Below are 19,244 nucleotides of genomic sequence, written 5' to 3' on the forward strand. Positions count from 1 at the left end.
AGTTGCTGAAATCGCTGCATTTTTAACTTCTGAGAACCCTGTGGTTACACAGGATTCTACACATGCCGCGATACCTCTGGCAGCGCCCATCGGGCTACGTCTTCCAAATAACTCCCCCTCAACGTTTTCTTGACCGTTTCGGTGCTACTCCGTTCCGGATCAAGCTTGGCCGTTTACCTGCAGCCGAGGCCCGGCGTCGTGCCTGCATTCTCGCGGGATACGCCATCACCAGAATGGAGTGTAGGGACGTGTCGAGGGAATTGGTATCCCGGGGATTGGCTGCCCTGGCTGAACAGCTTGAGGCACTTCGCCGAGAGGAGTTTGGGGCGGGTCTTAAAGGATTGAATGCCAATACTCGGTGGCGTGAGGAGGCGGAACACGGACTTGCTGATCCAGAGATCATCCAGATATATCAGGCTATTGAGGCCAAGCACATGGCGCGTCGCGACGCTCTCCGTTCTGCCCGTGCTCGCCTCGACATCATCGGAGCCGAAATTAAAAGAGACGGCGAGGAATGGCACCAAGAGCGTGCAGTGTATGATCGAACTGTCGACCGTCTTGCGACCCTGAAAGGCAGAGTTGCGGAAGACTTGCCTCTCCTCAGTGTCTGTGCTGCCGAGGTCATCAAGACCAAGAGTGACGCTCTTGGAGGGAAGTCGGGATACACTGCTCGGCTCCAGCGTGCTGTTCGAGCCTTCGTCGCAATCATCGGTGACAAGGCTGTCGATGCCTATGCTCCCAGCGATCTCCAAACCTTCACAGCAGTCCTTGGGCGTCTCCCTTCAACTTGGAATACGGACAAGCGGCTCCGGGACTTGCAGCCGTTGGAAATCATTGAGAGGGCCAAATCGATCCGTGGCCTGAAGCCGATTTCCAAGACTACCGTATCGGAATACCTGGCTGAGTTTCGCCATGTGTGGAAAGTAATCCGGGCGACGTATCCAGATCATGTACGCGCACTTGGTCACGAAGATGTACCCATCACATTGCCCCGCTCGGCGGCTCGCCCGGTCACGCGTGAGGGCCTTGACGTTGAAAAGCTCAATATCTTTCTCGCTTGGGCAGCAAGGGAACAGCGCCCTGATGATCGCTTCATTCCTTTGCTCGGGGTGTTGACAGGTGCGCGCTTGGGAGAACTCGTGGGCCTTCAGGTTGCGGATGTGCAGCCATTTGGGTCTCACTGGACCCTCAGTCTCGTCGAGGACATTGAGGGCGAGGATGGGGAAGTTGAGGAGCGCCAGGTCAAGAATGACGGTAGCCGTCGCGTGATAGCACTCCCTGACGCGATTATCGGCACGGGGTTTCTTGAGTGGGTTGCTGGCCTTCGTTCCGGGACCTTATGGCCGCAGCTATCGCGTGCCGTACGACCCCATGCAACAGCCTCGAAGCGCATGGCTCGTACCATGAAGGAGCTTGGGATCCACGAAGCGCGCGGCCAAACATTTCACAGCCTTCGGCATGGCTGCAAGGACTGGCTCAGGTCACAAAAAGTGGACCTTCGAACTATCGACGTCCAACTTGGACATGCTCACAAGGATGTTGGCGCCACATACGGCTCCAAGACTCTTCGGGCAGACGAGATCCGAACTCTTGCCACAGTGTCCCTGCCAGAGGGTCTTGATCTCTCACCATACTACGCACCGTTCTCACCAGTGCCTGCCAGGAAGATAGGTCGTCCCCGGAAGGCATCTGGGGTCATGGCGTAGTGCCGTTCCTGCTGGAAACGATGGGTGGGCTGGTCCTGAACCGTACTACAGCCTTCCGCGGAAACAGGATTCCAAGTCCTGTGCGGAAGCCCATGGTTGCGCCTGATCGGCAATGAAACCCCTTCACTGCCCTCAAAGCCTAGGTCGCACAGACACTGGGCATAGTGAGGGCTCTTCACTACTAAACAGGCTGATTGATGAGACTGGTTGAACTTTTCTGCGGCGCCGGAGGGATGTCGCTGGGCTTCAAGCGTGCGGGGTTCGCTATCATGAGGGGCTACGACTACTGGCAGCCCGCACTGGATATCCACGAAGCGAACCTGGGATCCCTGCTTCGCAAGGTGAACGGGTACAAAAAGGCTCGTCAAGCCAACTTGGGGCGGTTTGACGGGGAATCCCCGGAACTCGGAGACATTCTCTCCATCATCCCGGAGATCCTGGAGTTGGCCCCGGATATCATTGTTGGCGGCCCTCCCTGCCAACCGTGGTCCTCGGCAGGGCAGCGGAAAGGGGAGGAAGACGAGCGTGCCAAGCTCACTGATGCGTTTGCCTACATTGTGGCACTGGTAAAGCCCAGGTACTTCGTCATGGAGAACGTGCAGGGTCTCAGGCGCTACAGCATCTTCAGCCGGATCACGGCAATCCTTCGGAACGCTGGATACGGATTGACGGAGAAGGTCTTGGACGCGTCGTATTACGGTGTCGGCCAATCGCGTAAAAGACTCATCTTGGCAGGATGTCTTGGCGAAATGGATGGCTGGCTCCTTGATCATCTTGATGCCGCAAAATCTCCCAAGCAGATGACCGTCGCCGATGTGCTCGGCCCGGATTTCGGCCGAGTCTATTTTCGCCGTGGTCACAACGAGGGAGATCGACGTTCGCTGTGGTCCTCGGCTGAGCCGGCACCATCGATCACCTCCACGTTCAGGCGCAGTGCTGGCGATACCGGATACGCGTTGAGGGAGGCCGATATCCGTGTGCTTGATACGCTTGATGAGACAGCGCTTCAGGAAGCCTGTCGCCTCTTCTGGCTTATGCCAGGCGGGATGAGCAGCGCCGGAACGCGGCGAGCGGATCAGCCTGCTCCAACGATCTCACATGGAGTCCGCGAGCATCCTGGGGCAAGCTACCGGCCGAAGGCCAATGACGTCATCGACTTGGACAAGCTACCGATCCCAACTTTCGAGCAGCTTTCACTCATTGGAGGATTCCCTGCGAATTGGGACTGGTCGCCTGGCAAGTCGGAATCGGCCAAAATGCAGGCCTTGGCAAACGCCGTTCCTCCGCCGCTCGCCGAGGCGATTGGCAGATGCATCATGGCTCATTCCAAAGGCGAGCCGCCAACCGAGATCAATATGAAGGTGCCGAGACCCTTCGTGACTTGGCTCCGGAGGAACAAGCCCATGGACGAGGATCGACGGAAGCAGGTTCTATCGGAGTTCAAGGCCGTACAAAAGCTTGTAGGACAACGCACGTTCCCAGACGTCTACGCCGCACTGGCGTTTCTTGAGACGATCCCTGAGTTCAAGGCATTGGGTACGACAAGGAAGTCGAATCTCCGCGGGGCACTGCGCCTTTATGCGGAGTGCAATACAGATCTAAGCAGGTAGTCAAATACATGCGCTGCTAGACGCTGTGTGACAGGTCGAAGTGCGCCAAGCCCCTGACGGGACACTGATTATTCGGATGTGTCCCGTTTTCCCTTATCAATAGGAATAACTCATCTCAGAAGCAGGGCTTGACCCTTGCGCGGTTCGGCATTCCCCTCAAAGGGAGCCCTGCTCCAAGCAATCCATTGGCGACGGGTCGTAGTGAAGGATCGTCATGGTCGGCATGGGCCAGTGAGGGAGACGCCGTGAGTATCAACCTGGAAGCCTTCGAGTGGCTCCGGAAGCACACTTATGCGCATGCAAGGGCATGCGGCGAATCTGGCCGCGATGAGAAAGGGCTAGAGGCTTGGTGTAACCAGCAACTCCAGGCCTGGCTCGCAAAGCAGCCGGAGGGGGATGAGATGCCACCCTCCCACGTCGCCGCAACGGCGCGCAGTGTGGCTCAGTATGTATCGAAGAACTACGAGCGGCATCGAGCGCCACCGAAGTCGACGCGGGACCAGCGACAGGCGGAGCAGAACATAATGCCATTGATCGCTGAGGATTATCAGCGTCGGGGAATACGCCCCACTGTTCGACGCGTCGCCAACTTCATGGACGTCTCGAAGAGTAAGGCCGGAAGGCTTCGCGCCCGGGAGGGCGTTGCTCCAGTCCGAGATCGACGGAAGGCGCCTCTCCGTTCTGTAGCTCGTCAGGTTCTTGATGCCTTGGAAGCAATGCTGCCCCGGGACGGAAGCACCGTAGTCAGGCTTGACGATCTCGCCGATCCGATTTGGCCGAGGTCGACCAATAAAACAACAGGCAGGCAGCACCGGAAAAGGGTCAGGGATGCGTTGTCCGAGATCGAGAAGGCTCGTTTAGGATTCAACATCGTCCCGTCCTCCACGCTCGCTGCGGTTCAACGGGGACGCCGCTGGAAGCCTGGGCAGGCGGACGCAGCGCTCGCAGCAGCCGAGGCTACGCCAAGCCGCTTGTACCCGATCGACGCACTTCCAGAGCGCCCAGTTGGAGGTTCCTTCTGGGCCTCACCCGAAATCCATGACGTCATGATCATGCTCCGGGTTGCGGCGCAGGAGCGCCTGCCATTTCACCCTCTTGCACGCTTCATCCATGCTCACCGGCTCGTGATTGATCCTCAGCCGTTGTTGGACATCACGTGGCGCTTCTCTCAGCCTCAGTATTCCCGGGACGAGATGTTGGAGCAGATGCGTCGCAAAGCGTCACAGCTCGTCGATCCGCGATGGAATGATGGCCGGCGCTATCTGTCCAAGCCTTTAAGGAGGCTAGTGAACTCCATTCACTTGCTCACAGAGGAGGGGTATTGGGGAAGGCCAGCACCAGATGCTTTGATCACGGCCCTGCACGTGACGCGGTACCTGGATCATGTCGACGAGGGCGCCCGTACCCGCATTAACATGCTCCAGGCAATTATTGAGGCTCTTTGGGAGAGCGATAGCAACATGGACCCCAAAGCTGCCGTTGCGGCGTGCAGACAGCTTGCCCAAGCCGAAGAGGCTGGGCAATGGACGCCCGCCGATGGCCACGTTCTGAGGCCGGAGCCAGTGTATGGGAAAGTGCTTGAAGCCCGGGATGATATCCCATTCTGATGGATTGTGACAGATCATGCCATTCTAAAGCTTTGGAAAGTAACACGAATTCAGATCGTGTCCCGTTTTTCCATATCAATAGAGAATGGTTGGTAGAATAAGGCCGTTCATGCGGCTCTGCCTGATTCCATACAGGAAAAGGCACGATCGATCACTGGCCAGACCCCCACCCAAACTGCTGGGTTCAGTGCTGAACATTCTGGCACTCTCCATGATCGGCCAGTACCTCGATAATTCGACATTCGGAGATCCGTCGGTGGTCGCAAGTGACCATAGCCTCCAGTTCATTACGAAGGGCGGTCAGGCGGGTAACATTGTCCTTTACCTCCTCAAGATGGGCCTTGGTGATGTAGTGCACCTCGCCACAGGAGCGGCCTGGATCGCTCGCAAGACCCAAGAGTTGCCAGATGGCGTCGACCTCAAAGCCGAGCTCGGACACGACGGATGAAATTCAGCCGACGGCATACTTCTTCGGCTTCACCCATTGCCCCGAGGTGTGCCCGACGACGCTGTTCGGAATGTCCCAGCACCTCAAGGAACTCGGACCCGAGGCCGACCGCCTCAACGTCGTGTTCGTCACGGCCGACGCGGAGCGGGACACACTGGAGCTTCTGAAGGCCACCTACCTCGAGAGTTTCGATCCCCGCATCGTCGCGCTCACCGGCACGCCGGAGGAGATGGCGGCCGCAAAGGCCGTCCGAATCTCGTACCGCAAGGTGCCGTCGGAAGGCGGCGGCTACACCATGGAGCATACGGCGTCCGTGGTCATGACCGATGCCGGAGGCGAGCTCGTCAGCCTGATCGACTACCATGAGGATGCCGCGACGGCCCTTTCGAAGTTGCGGAGGGCCATCCGTGGATCGTGATGCTCGAGGTTCCCGCGTCCGGCGGCCCCGGCCGGCCGGATCAGTTCGGCCTAGGCGTCTCGGGCGACGGAGATGGTGCCGGAGGACTTGTGGGTGCTCCCTGCTGCATGTCGGGCATATTCCGCATCCCGGGCATGTCCTGCATCCCGCCGGGTTGTCCTCGCTGGGGCTCCATCATGGCCATGTTCCGGCAGCACGGGCACATGCCGCCCGTGGACTGGCCCGGCTGTGCGGGTTGGGCCGCCTGCCCCGGCTGCTGGGCCTGGGCAGTGGTGGACGGCGTGCCGCACATCATCGCGCCTGCCGTAGCGGTCGAACCCGTGGCCTGCGCGGCGGCCTGATGCATCGGGCAGGCGAGAACCGGGGTAGCGGCGAATCCGGCCGCGGCGGCGATGGCCAAGGTGAGCTTTCTCATGACGTTCCTCCGGAATGACTCCGGGCAAGTTCGTGCCATTCACGGGTTTCGGCAATTCCCAATGTGGTGAGCGGACCTTCCCAGGTTCCTCCATCGATGGCCCGTGAAACGGGAGGGAGCGTGTCGGACGCAGGTTGAAGGGTACCGATCAGTTGGGAAATCGGCTCCGGCTTGCCTTCGCCAACGGCCGCGGCTCCCCATGCCGCGGTCACCGGCTTGAAGCTGCGGGGGCCGTACACCCAGGCGCGAATCCATCCGGAAATGCTACAGCCAGCGCCGGACGCGCGATTGGTAGTCACGGTACACATCGCCGAACTTGCGCTCGAGATAGGCTTCCTCCCGAGCAACGACGCCGTAGCGGATGACGAGCGCGAAGGGCACCAGCATCATCAGCAGCCAGGGATTGTCGAACGTCATGGCCAGTCCCATCAGGCCCAGGAACATGCCGAGGTAGATGGGGTTGCGCGTGAACCGATACGGCCCGCTCTCGACGATGGTGGTGCTCGGGCGGTTCGTGGGGACGTTCGAACCCGCCCCGGTCATCGTCACGATGGCCCAGGCGAACAGCGCCAGCGCGAGGACGAACACCATTGCACCAAGCCTGCCGGAAGGCACGTCAGCGGCCAGGAACGGCAAGTCCACGAGCCAGTCGAGCGCAAGGCCGGCCATGACGGCAAGCCCCCATGCAAGCGGCGGCCGGATGATGACGTGAGCGTTATCTGCCGTGTCAGCCATGGCGGGACCGTGAACCCAATGCCCTTGTCCAGGTCGCTTGCAGACGACCATCGAACCGCTTCCGGGATTGACCCGTGATCCTGGACCTTCGCCCCCGCGATTTCAACCAAGGCCGCCGCAATGCATGGGGAGCGGGTCAGTGGTGCCTCTTCGTGCCGTGCCCGCGGTCACCCGATGCCTGGTAGCCGCGCAGTTCACCGTACGAGCGCACCTGCTCGGGCGTGAGGATGTCCAAGGTGGAGAGGTGATGGCGCAAATGGGCAAACCGCAGGGCACCCTGTGTTGTGCCGATGTCCGCCGTTGCCGCTTGCAGGCTCGCAGGCGTGACCGTCTTCCCGGCGAGCTGGCGGTCGAGGTCAGTCTCCTGCGCGATCAGGCGCTCGCCCAGCGGCACGGTCTCGGCCTTCATGGCCGCATGGAGTTCCTGCACGCGTGTCCGCTGGTCCTCCGTCAGCCCAAGCCTGTCGGCGAGTTCGAGGACGTGGACCGGACCCGGGTAGCCGTTCAGCTCCGCCGGAAGGGCAAGGCCCATGCCGCGGCCCGCCCGAAGATCGGCGATCTGCTCGTCGGACAAGGCCTTGGTGGTCCGTTGCTCGAGGCCGGAGTAGGGAGATGTGGATGAATGCTGTGCCGAGGCGGGAACCGCGACGAGAAGTGCGGCAAGCGCGAACCAGGGACGTGGCATCGGTGATCTCCGTCAGGACGCGGGGTCAGAGCAGGCGTGCTCCCTCATAACGGGCGAAGGTCTTGCGGCCCGATGGCCCGAACAGGATGACCTCGTAAGTGTCCGGTGCCATGCCCTCAATCTCCATGCCGGGCGAACCCATCGGCATGCCGGCAACGGCCAGCCCCTTGGCTGTGGGTTTCTCAACGAGGAGACTCTTGATCGCGTTGGCCGGCACGTGGCCGTCGATCACGTAGCCGCCGATCTCGGCGGTGTGGCAGGAGGCGAGCTCATCCGGCACGCCCAGGCGTGCCTTCACCCGGTTGATCTCCGACGTCTCGATCACCTCGGCGGGGAAACCGGCCTTGCGCAGGTGGTCGACCCAGCCCGTGCAGCAGCCGCAGGTCGGATCTTTGCTGACGACGATCCTAGGAAGAGCCTGGGCTTGCGAGGGATGGGAATGTGCCAGTAGGGCGCCAGCCGTCAGGCCGGTGACGAGGCTGCGCCGGGTGATGAGCTTGTTAGTCATCGGATCGCCTTTCCGGCAGCCGATCAGGCTGCCTCACGCTGCGGGTGGTTGGGACAGGCATGGACCTCGACGGTCACATGCGACAGCCCTTCGATGCCGGAGAGCCGCTGCTTGTAGACCTCGGGCGGCTGAGGGGCGTCCGAGACGACCGAGACGATCAGGCCCGCATGACCTGGCCCCAGGCGCCATAGATGGAGGTCCGTCACGCGGTCTTCCCCGACCTCTATGCGCTCGCGCACTGATCGGGCAAGCGTCTGGTCGGGGACCGCGTCGAGGAGGGTGGCTCCGGCTGTGCGGATCAGGCCCCATGACCATTGCGCGATGACGATGGCTCCGACCACGCCCATCACGGGATCGAGCCAGCTCCAGCCGTAGAGCCGCCCGGCAAGCAGCGCCACGATGGCGAGGACGGATGTCAGGGCATCGGCGAGAACGTGCAGGTAGGCCGCACGGATGTTCGTGTCGCCGCCATGATGATGGTGGTCTCTCTGCGCATGATCGTGGTGATGGTCTACATGGTCATGGTGGTGTTCATGCCCATGGCCATGATGATGTCCGTGATCATGGTGATGATGCCCATGATGGTGATGGTCGCCGGCCAGCAGCCAGGCGCTGGCGAGGTTCACGGCAAGCCCGATCACCGCCACCACCGTCGCCTCGCCGAACCGGATCGACACCGGGTTCATCAGCGCACGAGGCTTTCGTAGCCGATCAGCAGGGCAATCAGGGCCAGGATGATGGCGCTCGAGAACGCCGCGAGCTCGCCGACCTTGCCGGTGCCGAACGAGAAGCGGGGGTCGTGGGCATGCCTGCGGGCGAAGCGGTAGGCCAGCGCGGCAATGGCCAGTGCCGCGGCATGGGTCGACATGTGCCACCCGTCGGCCACCAGCGCCATCGACCCGAAGATCGTCCCGGCGACGATCTCGGCGACCATCATGGCCGCGGTCAGGCCGACCACCAGCCAGGTGCGCCGCTCGTGCCGGTCGTGGTCCTCACCGAGAAAGACATGGTCGTGCTGCCAATGGTTCAGGGCATGGCTGTGCATCGGATCGCTTTCGTTGCTCGTGCCCTACATGGGCGATGCCGGGAAGCGGCACATGGCCGCCCCGGTGGCCGCTACTTGCCATTCTTCTTCAGCCAGTCCTGCATCTCGGCGATCTCCTTCTCCTGATCGTCGATGATCTTCTGGCCCATCCGCTTCGTCTCGGGATCCTTGGCATGCTTGAGGGCGACCTTCTCCATCTCGACGGCACCCTGGTGGTGCGGGATCATGTGGGTGCGAAAGCCCACATACGGGTTGCCGGTGTAGGGCACACTCATGTTGTGCATCATCTGCATGTCAGCCGCCTTGAAGTCCTTCGTGGAGGCCGGATCGTTCGGCGACGGCATCATGCCCTGCATCATCTTCTGCATCGCCGCCGAGTCCATGTTGCCCCTGGGCATGGCGCCGGACATCGGCATGCTGCCGTGGCCTTGGTGCGATGTCTGCGCGTATGCCACGCCGGCCACGGCGGTGATCGCGAGAGCGGCGATGGTCTTGGTGATCGTCTTCATCGTTTTCTCCTTTGCTGTCAGGAAGGTCAGTTGCTGACGAAGCGGGCCTGCACGGCGTGACCGTCGGCCATGGTGGCCGAGACGACCACGCGGGCGCCCGAGCCGAGCGGCTGGGGCAGGGCCCCGACGAGCTTGTTGGGCTCGGCCGGCTGGAGCGGAACGGTCGCCGTCTTGCCGCCGTCCTGGACGATGGCGCGGGCGTTCTTCGTGCCCGCGGACGCCAGCGGCTTGTCGTCCGCCTCGGTGAGGAACAGGACGAGCTCGGAGCCCTTGGCGACCATCTCCACGTGATGGCCGGCGCTGTCGACGACGGGGCCGCCGTTCGGTCCCTTGGCGACCTCATGGGCAGATACCGCGAGTGGCGAGACTGCGATGGCAAGGGCGAGGATGAGATGCTTCATGGTTTTCTCCTTGGATGAGGTCAGAAGGCTTCCGCTGCGGTGAGGCCGCCTTCGCGGCCTTCGCGGCTGGCCTGGATGCGCTCCAGGGGCTTCCTGCCGAAGGTCAGGAACAGGACCGGGGTGAGGAAGGTGTCGATTAGCGTCGCCGAGATCAGCCCGCCGAAGATCGTCACCGCCACGGGATGCAGGATCTCGCGCCCGGGCTCGTCCGCGCCGATGAGGAGCGGGATGAGCGCGAGGCCGGCGGAGAGAGCCGTCATCAGTACCGGGGTCAGCCGCTCCAGGCTGCCGCGGATCACCAGGTCCTTGCCGAACTGCTCGCCTTCGTAGAGCACGAGGTTGATGTAGTGCGAGACCTTCAGGATGCCGTTGCGGGCAGAGATGCCGGCCAGCGTGATGAAGCCGATCATCGAGGCGACCGAGAGCGGCTGGCCGGCGATGTTGAGCGCGATCACGCTCCCGATGAGCGCCAGCGGGATGTTGCCCATGATGATCAGCGCCAGCGCCGGCGACTGGTAGCGGCTGTAGAGCACCACGAACACCATCGCGAGCGACAGGAGCGACAGCGCCCCGATCCGGAGCGTGGCCTCCTCCTGCGCCTGGAAGGTGCCCTCCAGGCGGGTGACGTAGCCCTGCGGCCACTGCGTCTCGGCGGTGATGCGGCGGATGTCGGCGATGATGGCTGCCATGTCACGCCTGCCATCCGTGTTGCCGAGGACCGCGATCCGGCGCTGGCCGTTCTCGCGCAGGACCTGGTTCGGACCATCCGTCTCCTCGACATTCGCGATCATGCGCAGCGGCACGTGGCCCGTCGGCGTGGCGATGAGCAGGTCGCCGAGGCCTGTGGTGGAGCGGTCCTGGTCCGAGAGGCGCATCACCACGTCGAAGCGGCGGTTGCCCTCGACGATCTGCGACACCGTGCGCCCGTTCGACATCGTCTCCAGACCTTGCGTCACCGTCGCTGGCGTGAGGCCGTAGAGGGCGGCCTTCTCGTAGTCGACATCGATCCGGAGCTGCGGGATGCGCACCTGCTTCTCGACCTGAAGGTCGACGAGTCCCTCGACGCCCGAGAGCCGCTCGCGCAGGCCTTCCGCGAGGGTGCGGAGCGTGTCGACGTCCTCGCCGTAGATCTTGAGCGCGATCTCGGCGCGCACGCCCGAGAGCATGTGGTCGAGGCGGTGCGAGATCGGCTGGCCCACGTTGAGCGTCGCCGGCAGGACGGCCAGGCGGGCGCGGATATCGCCCATCACCTCCTCCTTCGAGCGCTCCGACCGCTTCAGGTCGACGTCGATCTCGGAGGAATGCACGCCCTCCGCGTGCTCATCGAGCTCGGCGCGGCCCGTGCGACGGCCGACCGAGATCACCTCGGGCACGTCCTTGATCAGGTTCTCGGCGACCAACCCGAGGCGGTGGCTCTCGGCCAGCGCGATCCCGGGGTTGTAGGCGAGGCTGATCGTGAGGGTTCCCTCGTTGAACGGCGGCAGGAAGGCGCGGGGCAGCAGCGTCGCCCCGTAGGCTGCCAGGCCGACGCCCAGCAGGATGGTGGTGAACAGGAAACCCCGGTGTGCGAAGGCCCAGCGCAGCAGGGCCGCGTTGCCGCGCTTGAGGTGCCGCACCACGAAGCTGTCGTGCTCGTGGCCCGTCACCCGCCCCGAAAGCAGGTAGTAGGCCAGCACAGGCGTCACGGTGATCGAGGTGACGAGCGAGGCCAGGATCGAGACGATGTAAGCCACGCCCAAGGGCGCGAAGAGGCGCCCCTCGATGCCCGACAGCGCGAAGAGCGGGATGAACACCAGGATGATGATCATCGTCGCGTAGACGATGCCGGAACGGACCTCCTGGGATGCGGCCGCGATCACCTCCAGCACGGGCCTGGGGTCGGGGAGTTCCCGGTTCTCCTTGAGCCGGCGCAGGATGTTCTCGACATCGACCACGGCGTCGTCGACGAGCTCGCCGATGGCGATGGCGAGGCCGCCCAGCGTCATGGTGTTGATGGTCAGCCCGAACGCATAGAAGACGAGCACCGTCACCAGGATCGAGATCGGGATCGCGGTCAGCGAGATGGCGGTCGCCCGCCAGTTCATCAGGAACAGGATCAGGATCACCGCCACGACACCTGCGGCCTCCAGCAGCACGCGCTTCACGTTGTCGACCGAGGTCTCGATGAAGGTGGCCTGCCGGAATTGCAGGTTCGTGGCCGACACGCCCTGCGGCAGCGTCTTCTGGATCTCGGCGAGAGCGGCCTCGATCTTGCCCGTGAGGTCGACCGTGTCCGCGCCGGGCTGCTTCTGGATGGAGACGATCACCGCGGGCTTGCCCTGGAAGCCGGCGTCGCCGCGCTTAACCCGGGGGGCGAAGTCGACCTGGGCCACCTGATGCAGGAAGACCGGCTGGCCCTGCCTGTGGACCACCACGGTGTTGCGCAGGTCCTCCAGGCGCCGGGTCATGCCGACGTTTCGGATGAGGTACTCGCGCCCGTGCTGGTCGACGAAGCCGCCGCCCGTGTTGGTGCCGAAGCGGGTGACGGCCGCCTCGATCTGCTCGTGCGTGACGTCGAGCGCCTGGAGGGCCGCGATGTTGGGCACGATTCGATACTGCCGGACCTCGCCGCCGATGGGGATCACCTGGGCTACGCCCGCGATGGTGAGGAGCTGCGGCCGGATGACGAAGTCGGCGATCTCGCGCACTTCCATCGGCGAGACGGTGTCGCTGGTGACGGCGACCAGCATGATCTCGCCCATGATCGAGGTCACCGGCCCCATCTGGGGGGTGACGCCGGTCGGGAGCTGCTCGCCGACCAGCGCCAGGCGCTCGGCGACGAGCTGGCGCGAGCGGTAGATGTCGGTGCCCCAGTCGAACTCGACATAGACGATGGACAGGCCGACGCCGGACACCGAGCGCACCCGGGTCACGCCCGGCATGCCGTTCATGGAGGTTTCGAGCGGATACGTGACGAGCTGCTCCACCTCCTGCGGCGCGAGGCCCTCGGCCTCGGTCATCAGGGTGACGGTGGGGCGGTTGAGGTCGGGGAACACGTCGACGGGCACCCGCGGCAGGATCCACGAGCCGTAGGCGACGAGCACGAGTGCCGCCGCGATGACGAAGAGCCTGTTGCGGAGGCTGCTGCTGACGAGGAAGTTGAACATCGCCGCCTCACCGGATCTGGTTGATGAGCTCGGAGCCGCGGATCACGATCCGCTCGCCCTCCGCAACGCCGGCCCGGATGACCAGCCGCGTCGCGTCGAAGGGCTCGGTCCGCACGGGCCGTGCCTCGAAGCGCTCGGGATCCGTGTGGCGCCACACCACCGCCTCGCCGTTGGCCCCTCGCACCACCGCGTCCCGCGGCATGATGATGTCCCTGACGGAGGCCCCGTTCTGCGCGAAGACCGTGACCGGCGCGCCGACCGACAGGTTGCTCGGTGGGTTCTCGACGGCGAACTGCACCACGGTGGCCTGCTGCTGGAGCGCCTTGCTGAAGCCCTGGAACGTGAGCTTCAGGGGCGTGCCGTCGACGGCCGTGGCGCTGGCGCCGGTGACCTTGGCCGGATCGATCTCGCCGTAGACGAGCGCCTCGACCCAGAGGCCCTTCGGGTCGACGATCTGGAAGACCACGTCCTGGGAGGCGACCACCTGGCCCGGAACCACCCGCGCCGCCGCGATGGCGCCGTCGATTGGGGCCCGCAGGACCTCGGACTCGATGCGGGTCCGGCGCACGATCTCGCGGCGGCGGCGCAGGCCTTCCAGCTCGATCTCGGCATCCGTGACCTGACTCGGCGGCGCGACGCCGCGATCCGAGAGCTGGCGCACGCGCTTGAGCCTGGTCTCGGCGACCGCGATCTCCTGCTCGATCTCGCCGACGCGCTCGGACAGCGTGGTGCGGTCGGCCTGGGGCACCGCCTGCTCGACGAGGGCGAGCACGTCGCCCTTCCTGACCGCCTGTCCAATGCGGGGCAGCCCCGTCTCGGGAGCGATGATGCGTCCGCCGTTGATGCTCTGCACCAGACCGGAGCGGTTCGGGTCGGCGATGACGCGTCCGATCAGGCTCACCGCCTTCTGCGCCTCCTCCGGCTTCGTCAGGGCCGTGCGCACGTTGAGCAGGCGCTGGCTCGGCTTGGGCACGAACACCGTGCCGTCGGGCAGGCGGCGCGGGGTGTCCCCTGCCGGAAGGGCGGCCTTGGCAGCCTCGGCCCCGTGGTCGTGCCCCTCGTGGGCGAAGGCATAGGCGGTCGAGACCGCGAGCACGACCAGCGCCAGGCCCGCCACGGGCACCAGCCTCCTCCCGCTGCGGGCGGCCAGCCCGAGCAGGAAGCCTAGCGCGAGCGCGACGCCGGCGATCACGTAGGGCGTGGCCACCTCGATGCCGCCGAGCCGCACGGTCGGCGTGTCCTGCAAGACCTGAAGCGGGGAGCCGCGCGCCGGGGCCGGAGCCGCGGCCACGGCCTTGGCGGGGAGCTGGAGCGTGCCGATCAGCAGGTCGTCGCCGCCTGGCGCCGTGACGGCGAAGATGAGCTCGAGCGGGCCTTCGCCGGCGAACTTGGGCGAGGCCACCGTGTAGGTGCCGTCGGGAGCCGCCTCTGCTTGAACTTCCTCGTCGCCGCCAACGGTCACGGCCATCCTAGCGTCGGTCACGGGTTCGTTCGAGGCGAAACGGTCCAGATAGATCCCGAGGCGGTCACCACGGAGGACGCCGACGAGCTCGTAGGCATCCGACTGGGCGGTGACCCGCGGATTGCCGGTGGTGACCGCGGCAGGCGGCGGGGCGCCGTGGTCATGTCCTTCGTGGGCAACCGCAGTTGCGGCGATGGTGGTCAGGAGGCCCAGGCCGACCAGCACGGCCTGGATGCGGCGCAGGGCGCCGCTGGAACGGATAAGCATTGGGAGAACCCCGGGTCATGAGCACGTCGTCGGGAGCGACGCGGCATCAGGCCGGTCGCTCGGTTACGCGATGTCGGGGGTTCGCGGCGGGCGCTTGAGGCCGTCGAGATTCGTGCCGGTGCCGTTCTGGGACGCAGGCAGGAGTTCGACCGCGATGCCGATCGGCGCGGGGATGGCGTCAGGCCCGATGGCCGTAAGGGCCATGGCACAGACGCTGGCGCAGCAGGGAGAGGACTTCGCGTCGGATGCCGGGTCGCCGGCATCGGCAGTGTCCACCGACTCGTCGAGGTGCTGATGGGTCGCACCGTCGGCGTGGTCATGCTCCGCCTGATGGGCATACGCGGAGGAGTGGTCGTGGGCCGCAGCCTGGTGCACGTGACCCGCCGGGGCCGTCGTCGCGCACTCGGTTGATCCCATTCCATGTTGGTGAACGCCGGCCATGGCGCCCCCGTGGAGCACGAACGACGTCATGGCCACGAGCATCAGGCTCGCGACGAGACGGCGGAAGTGGGTCCAGGCAGCGCTCAACGAATCGTTCCTCCAGGCTGGGAAACCACCTGAGAGCGGTTAGGTTTCCGGAAGGTTACCTCGACGCACGACATGGCGGATGTGGGGCAAGCCGCCATGCCGCTTCAAGATGACCCTTCCAACGGTGGCAAGGTCAAGCCTCATTTCACGACGAGCGTGCCGACCATGCCGGCCTCGCGGTGGCCCGGGATCAGGCAGGCGTACTCGAACGTCCCGGCCTGGCTGAACTGCCAGCGCAGCACGCCGGACGTCCTCGGCCTCAGGCGCTTGGCGTTCAGATCCTCGTGTTCCATGTCAGGGTGGGCGGCCATGGCCTCCGCGTGCTCCCTGTTCGCTTCCACGGTGCCGATGACGAGTTCGTGCTCGAGCTCGCCGCCGTTGCGCAGGACGAACTGGACCTGCTCACCCTGACGGACCTCGATGCGGCTGGGCGCGAACGCCATTCCGGTTTCGGTTTCGCCCATGGTGACCTGGATCACCCGTCCGCCCCTTGCGGGGTCGCCGGGCCGTCCGTAGGCAGCCTCAGGACCATGGTCATGGCCATGGTGCCCGGGGTCGGCCCAGGCGACGGATGCAGGCGGCAGGGCGAACGCCGCGGCAGCCAGGATCATCGGAAGAGCACGCATGGCAGCCTCCTTCAGTGATGGGCGTGGACGAGGGTATGGCCCCGTCCGCGGGCGATGAGCCAGCGGTTGAGCGGGAAGGCGAACGCGCCGGCGATCACGAGGGCGACCGCGAGGCTGACCCAGAAGAGCGGGCTCGACAGTGGGGCATCCATGGCGCCGGGGATCGCCAGCATGATGGCGTTGTCGACGATCTCCATGATGGTGATCGAGGCGGTGTCCGAGGCGAAGGCCAGGCCCACTGCGGTACCGAGTGCCATGCCGCTGCGCAGCAGGGGCAGCATCGTGAGCGCGTAGCCGAACAGGAAGGCGAGCGCCACCGCGAGGGCGATGGTGGCGCCGGCACCCCAGCCCAGGGCGGTGCCGATCACCATGCCGAGGACCTCGCCGATGGCACAGCCCGTGAGGCAATGGAGGGTGGCGCTGAAGGCGACGCGGTTGAGGCTCGGGGCAGCGGCCTGAGAGCCGTGGTGACCCTGATGACCGTGATGGGAATGGTGGTGATCGTTGGCTTGCATGACGGTCTCCTTATCCGAGAGGCTGCGGCACGGGTTCGGCGGGAAAGCCGGCCGCGCGCAGGGTTCGCAGGAGTGCGGACTCGTAGTGCCGGGAGACGACCCGGACGTTGCGGTGCTTCAGGTCGGCCTCGACGCAGGCGGTCCCGTCAACGGCATGCAGCACGCTGGTGAGGAGGGCGACGCAGCGGTCGCACATCATCTTCGGGACGTGGAAGAGGTTGTCGGCCTGGTGGCGGTGCATGGTCCTGGTCCTTGTTTTGGTTCAGGCGGGGATCCGGAAAGGGGCCGGACCTCCGTCTGCTCTCATCCGAGCGCCGGAACGGTCGGGGTGTAGCCGGCGCCGACGATCAGGGCCTCGACCTTGGCGAGATCGCGGGTGCCCCGGACGGAGACGAGCTTGGTGGCCGGGTCCGCCTGCACGCGGGTGCCGGGGAGTCCGGCCTCGAGCGCCTTGGTGATGGCGCCTGCGCAGTGACCGCAGGACATGTCCTCGACCTTGAGGGTCAGGGCGGCCGGATCGCGCTCGGTGGTCGTGCCCGCTTGGGGTTGGTGTGTGCTGCATCCGCACATGGGAAAACTCCGGTTGGCGTTGACGATGTGAGGACGATGCACCTTCCAATCATGGGAAGGTCAAGAGCCCACTGATCTGATATCTCTATGGGTTGTCCAGCTCTTCGCCGGCAGACATCGTAGAGTAGCCAGCCATGGTGATACCGCCTCTCCGAGGCTCATCCCCAAGCCGGCAAGGGGAGGCATTGCCTCCCCATTGACCCCACCGTTGTCGGAGACGCCGAAGGAAAGGACCAAGCAATGATGTGTGATGCGGACATAGCCGTCCTCGACGAAATCATGGAGGAGGCCACAGGCGAAGTGAACGCCACCGTGCTTGCCTTTCTCTGCGGCGAAGTCTGTGAGGCGGAGCGTGATGCGGCTTTGGCCCGCTGGAAGAGGACGCACGCATATTGGATGGGGGTGCGCCTGACGCGAAGGGCCACGGATGAGGCCGGGGCATCTGCATGACTATGCGGGCAGTGCACGTGCGGCTCCCTGAAGGCTTGGCGGCTGCTCTCGATGCTGCCGCAACTGCCGAGGGTATTTCGCCCACCGGATGGGTACGTGCTGCCCTGGTCCGTGCACTTCCCGTCGAGAGTGAGGTCGGTTCACTGCCTCCATCCCCTCGGCGACGCCCCGCTGTTGTTCCTCCAGAAGATCTGGCAGTTGTCGCACGCCTGATCGGGGAGGTCGGCCGAGCCACGGGGGCGACGATCCAGCTCGCCCGAACCCTCCGGGAAGTTGGGTGTACGGACGAACATGCCGAAGCCGAGGCGGTCCTGAAGGGATTGCGGTCGACCCAAGCTGACCTCGTGGCTGTCGTGTCCGTGCTCCGTGAGATTCCTGCCCTGATGGGTGCACATGGTCATGGGGAACGAGCATGATTGCGGGCGCTACCCGGGGCCAAGGAGGTCCCGCGCTCGCCCGTCACCTCCTGTCCCGGAAGGAAGGGCAGAAGGTGGAGATCATGGAATCCCGGGGCTTGGCCGCTGCCGATCTAGGGGGACAACTCCGTGAACTGGTCGCGGCTGCGGCGCACGGCCGGACGGATCGCCCAATTCATCACGTCCACATTGATCCACCGCCTGACTGCTCTGATCCAGCGGCTGTGATGGAGCGCTTCCTTCATCTCTACGAACTGGAATTTGGCCTCACCGACGCGCACCGCTGCGGTGTCCGCCACCACAAGGAAGGTCGGGATCACTGGCACGTGGTGTGGTCTCTTGTCGGCTCTGACGGCCGGGTCATTGATCTGAGACATGATCATGCCAGGCGGGAGAAGATCAGCCGCCTCGTGGAGTACGAGTGCGGCCTGGCCTGGACGAAAGGCCGACACAACCGCGCCGTCGCCCAAGCCCTCCGGCGCGAAGGACGGGCCGACGTCGCTGCGGAGTTGGAAGCTGCCGGCCTTCTGGATGGGAGCCGACCCATCGCCACATCAACTCCCCGGGAACGTGCGCAGGCCGAGCGCACTGGCGTTCCGCTAGCAGAGGTTCGCACTCGCGTACTCGCGGCGTGGCGTGCGTCAGACGACGGCGCCACATTCGCGGCTGCCCTTAGGCCTCTGGGCCTACGCATCGCTGCGGGGACCCGTGGTCATGTCCTCGTCGACCGTTCCGGGGCGACCCACGGGCTGACGCGCAGCCTGTCTGCGGCTGCCCGCAAGGACGGCGACCGCATCGCCGCGGCCGCAATCCGCACCCGTCTCTCAGGGTTGCACATTCCTACAATAGAGGAGGTTCGCAATGGACAGCACCAAACAGAAACCCAGTCCTGCCGAGGCGATCTACCGCGAGGCGAGGACAGCCCGGGAGACCTCGCAGCAGCTTCTGCCGCTCCTCTCGCTCGTGGCAGAGCAGAAGGACGAGAAGAACCCGTTGGAGGAAATCCAGAACCTTCTCGGCTCAATCCTGTCCGCATTACAGAACCAGACCGAGGTTCTCGCACGCCTCGAGGCCGTCTCCGCCAGCGTGCTGCCGTCGCAGCCCTCGCAAGCCTCGACGTACGGGAACTGACTGTCCAGGCGGCCGCACTCGCGGCCGGCAGCCGGAGGTCCAATAA

19 protein-coding genes and 2 pseudogenes are annotated in these 19,244 nt (G+C 64.6%); 7 read left to right on the top strand and 14 right to left on the bottom strand.

Going from position 1 to position 19,244, the window contains the following annotated elements:
• Positions 1-62: 62 nt before the first annotated feature.
• The 3 genes from VB618_RS15380 to VB618_RS15390 all read left to right on the top strand — a co-directional run bounded on the left by VB618_RS15380 (position 63) and on the right by VB618_RS15390 (position 4,923).
• Positions 63-1,706: a tyrosine-type recombinase/integrase gene (locus tag VB618_RS15380; protein WP_329797584.1), complete on the top strand. Its 1,644-nt coding sequence runs from the start codon at positions 63-65 to the stop codon at positions 1,704-1,706.
• A 197-nt stretch (positions 1,707-1,903) separates the two neighbouring features.
• Positions 1,904-3,316: a DNA cytosine methyltransferase gene (locus VB618_RS15385; protein WP_329797585.1), complete on the top strand. Its 1,413-nt coding sequence runs from the start codon at positions 1,904-1,906 to the stop codon at positions 3,314-3,316.
• A gap of 245 nt (positions 3,317-3,561) precedes the next feature.
• Positions 3,562-4,923 carry a hypothetical protein gene (locus VB618_RS15390; RefSeq protein ID WP_329797586.1) on the top strand — a complete coding sequence of 454 codons (1,362 nt, stop codon included), beginning with the start codon at positions 3,562-3,564 and terminating at the stop codon, positions 4,921-4,923.
• Between the two features lie 184 nt (positions 4,924-5,107).
• Here the strand turns inward: VB618_RS15390 and VB618_RS19805 are convergent, their stop codons facing one another.
• On the bottom strand, positions 5,108-5,362 hold the full coding sequence (locus VB618_RS19805) for a MerR family DNA-binding protein (protein WP_442931806.1): 255 nt from the start codon (positions 5,360-5,362) through the stop codon (positions 5,108-5,110).
• Here VB618_RS19805 and VB618_RS15400 point away from each other — a divergent pair.
• Together VB618_RS15400 and VB618_RS15405 are read left to right on the top strand one after the other, a co-directional pair.
• Positions 5,331-5,789, top strand: a complete 459-nt coding sequence (locus tag VB618_RS15400) for an SCO family protein (RefSeq protein ID WP_329797588.1) — start codon at positions 5,331-5,333, stop codon at positions 5,787-5,789. The two genes, VB618_RS19805 and VB618_RS15400, sit on opposite strands and share 32 nt — an antisense overlap.
• Positions 5,786-6,130 (top strand): hypothetical protein, encoded by a 345-nt coding sequence (locus VB618_RS15405; protein ID WP_329797589.1) that lies wholly within the window; start codon positions 5,786-5,788, stop codon positions 6,128-6,130. Before VB618_RS15400 ends, VB618_RS15405 begins: the two co-directional genes overlap by 4 nt.
• Before the next feature lie 338 nt (positions 6,131-6,468).
• On the opposite strand, the gene VB618_RS15410 is transcribed toward VB618_RS15405, so the two are convergent.
• The 13 genes and pseudogenes from VB618_RS15410 to VB618_RS15470 all read right to left on the bottom strand — a co-directional run bounded on the left by VB618_RS15410 (position 6,469) and on the right by VB618_RS15470 (position 17,201).
• On the bottom strand, positions 6,469-6,939 hold the full coding sequence (locus VB618_RS15410) for a methyltransferase family protein (RefSeq protein WP_329797590.1): 471 nt from the start codon (positions 6,937-6,939) through the stop codon (positions 6,469-6,471).
• Between the two features lie 136 nt (positions 6,940-7,075).
• Entirely contained in the window at positions 7,076-7,624 is a 549-nt protein-coding gene (locus VB618_RS15415; RefSeq protein WP_329797591.1) for a Spy/CpxP family protein refolding chaperone, read from the bottom strand.
• A 25-nt stretch (positions 7,625-7,649) separates the two neighbouring features.
• Complete coding sequence (locus tag VB618_RS15420; RefSeq protein WP_329797592.1) at positions 7,650-8,132, bottom strand: DUF411 domain-containing protein; 483 nt, start codon at positions 8,130-8,132, stop codon at positions 7,650-7,652.
• Between the two features lie 23 nt (positions 8,133-8,155).
• Positions 8,156-9,177, bottom strand: a pseudogene (dmeF, locus tag VB618_RS15425) (CDF family Co(II)/Ni(II) efflux transporter DmeF).
• Positions 9,178-9,248: 71 nt separating this feature from the next.
• Positions 9,249-9,686 carry a DUF305 domain-containing protein gene (locus VB618_RS15430; RefSeq protein ID WP_329797593.1) on the bottom strand — a complete coding sequence of 146 codons (438 nt, stop codon included), beginning with the start codon at positions 9,684-9,686 and terminating at the stop codon, positions 9,249-9,251.
• 26 nt (positions 9,687-9,712) lie between these two features.
• Positions 9,713-10,087: a hypothetical protein gene (locus tag VB618_RS15435; protein WP_329797594.1), complete on the bottom strand. Its 375-nt coding sequence runs from the start codon at positions 10,085-10,087 to the stop codon at positions 9,713-9,715.
• Positions 10,088-10,107: 20 nt separating this feature from the next.
• A complete protein-coding gene (locus VB618_RS15440) occupies positions 10,108-13,233 on the bottom strand; it encodes an efflux RND transporter permease subunit (RefSeq protein ID WP_329797595.1) in 3,126 nt (1,041 codons plus the stop codon).
• A gap of 7 nt (positions 13,234-13,240) precedes the next feature.
• Positions 13,241-14,962, bottom strand: a complete 1,722-nt coding sequence (locus VB618_RS15445; RefSeq protein ID WP_329797596.1) for an efflux RND transporter periplasmic adaptor subunit — start codon at positions 14,960-14,962, stop codon at positions 13,241-13,243.
• A gap of 63 nt (positions 14,963-15,025) precedes the next feature.
• Positions 15,026-15,490 (bottom strand): hypothetical protein, encoded by a 465-nt coding sequence (locus VB618_RS15450; protein WP_329797597.1) that lies wholly within the window; start codon positions 15,488-15,490, stop codon positions 15,026-15,028.
• Positions 15,491-15,630: 140 nt separating this feature from the next.
• Positions 15,631-16,116, bottom strand: a complete 486-nt coding sequence (locus VB618_RS15455; RefSeq protein ID WP_329797598.1) for a cupredoxin domain-containing protein — start codon at positions 16,114-16,116, stop codon at positions 15,631-15,633.
• A gap of 11 nt (positions 16,117-16,127) precedes the next feature.
• Positions 16,128-16,631 carry a DUF4396 domain-containing protein gene (locus tag VB618_RS15460; RefSeq protein WP_329797599.1) on the bottom strand — a complete coding sequence of 168 codons (504 nt, stop codon included), beginning with the start codon at positions 16,629-16,631 and terminating at the stop codon, positions 16,128-16,130.
• A gap of 10 nt (positions 16,632-16,641) precedes the next feature.
• A complete protein-coding gene (locus tag VB618_RS15465) occupies positions 16,642-16,872 on the bottom strand; it encodes a heavy-metal-associated domain-containing protein (protein ID WP_329797600.1) in 231 nt (76 codons plus the stop codon).
• Positions 16,873-16,934: 62 nt separating this feature from the next.
• On the bottom strand, positions 16,935-17,201 hold the full coding sequence (locus VB618_RS15470; RefSeq protein WP_329797601.1) for a heavy-metal-associated domain-containing protein: 267 nt from the start codon (positions 17,199-17,201) through the stop codon (positions 16,935-16,937).
• A gap of 949 nt (positions 17,202-18,150) precedes the next feature.
• Between VB618_RS15470 and VB618_RS19810 the strand changes: the two are divergent.
• Positions 18,151-18,438: pseudogene (locus tag VB618_RS19810) on the top strand (relaxase/mobilization nuclease domain-containing protein); the annotation flags it as partial.
• A gap of 490 nt (positions 18,439-18,928) precedes the next feature.
• Positions 18,929-19,198 (top strand): hypothetical protein, encoded by a 270-nt coding sequence (locus VB618_RS15480; protein ID WP_329797603.1) that lies wholly within the window; start codon positions 18,929-18,931, stop codon positions 19,196-19,198.
• Positions 19,199-19,244 lie beyond the last annotated feature (46 nt).

The organism is Microvirga sp. CF3062 (genome assembly GCF_036314045.1).
Taxonomy (GTDB): domain Bacteria; phylum Pseudomonadota; class Alphaproteobacteria; order Rhizobiales; family Beijerinckiaceae; genus Microvirga.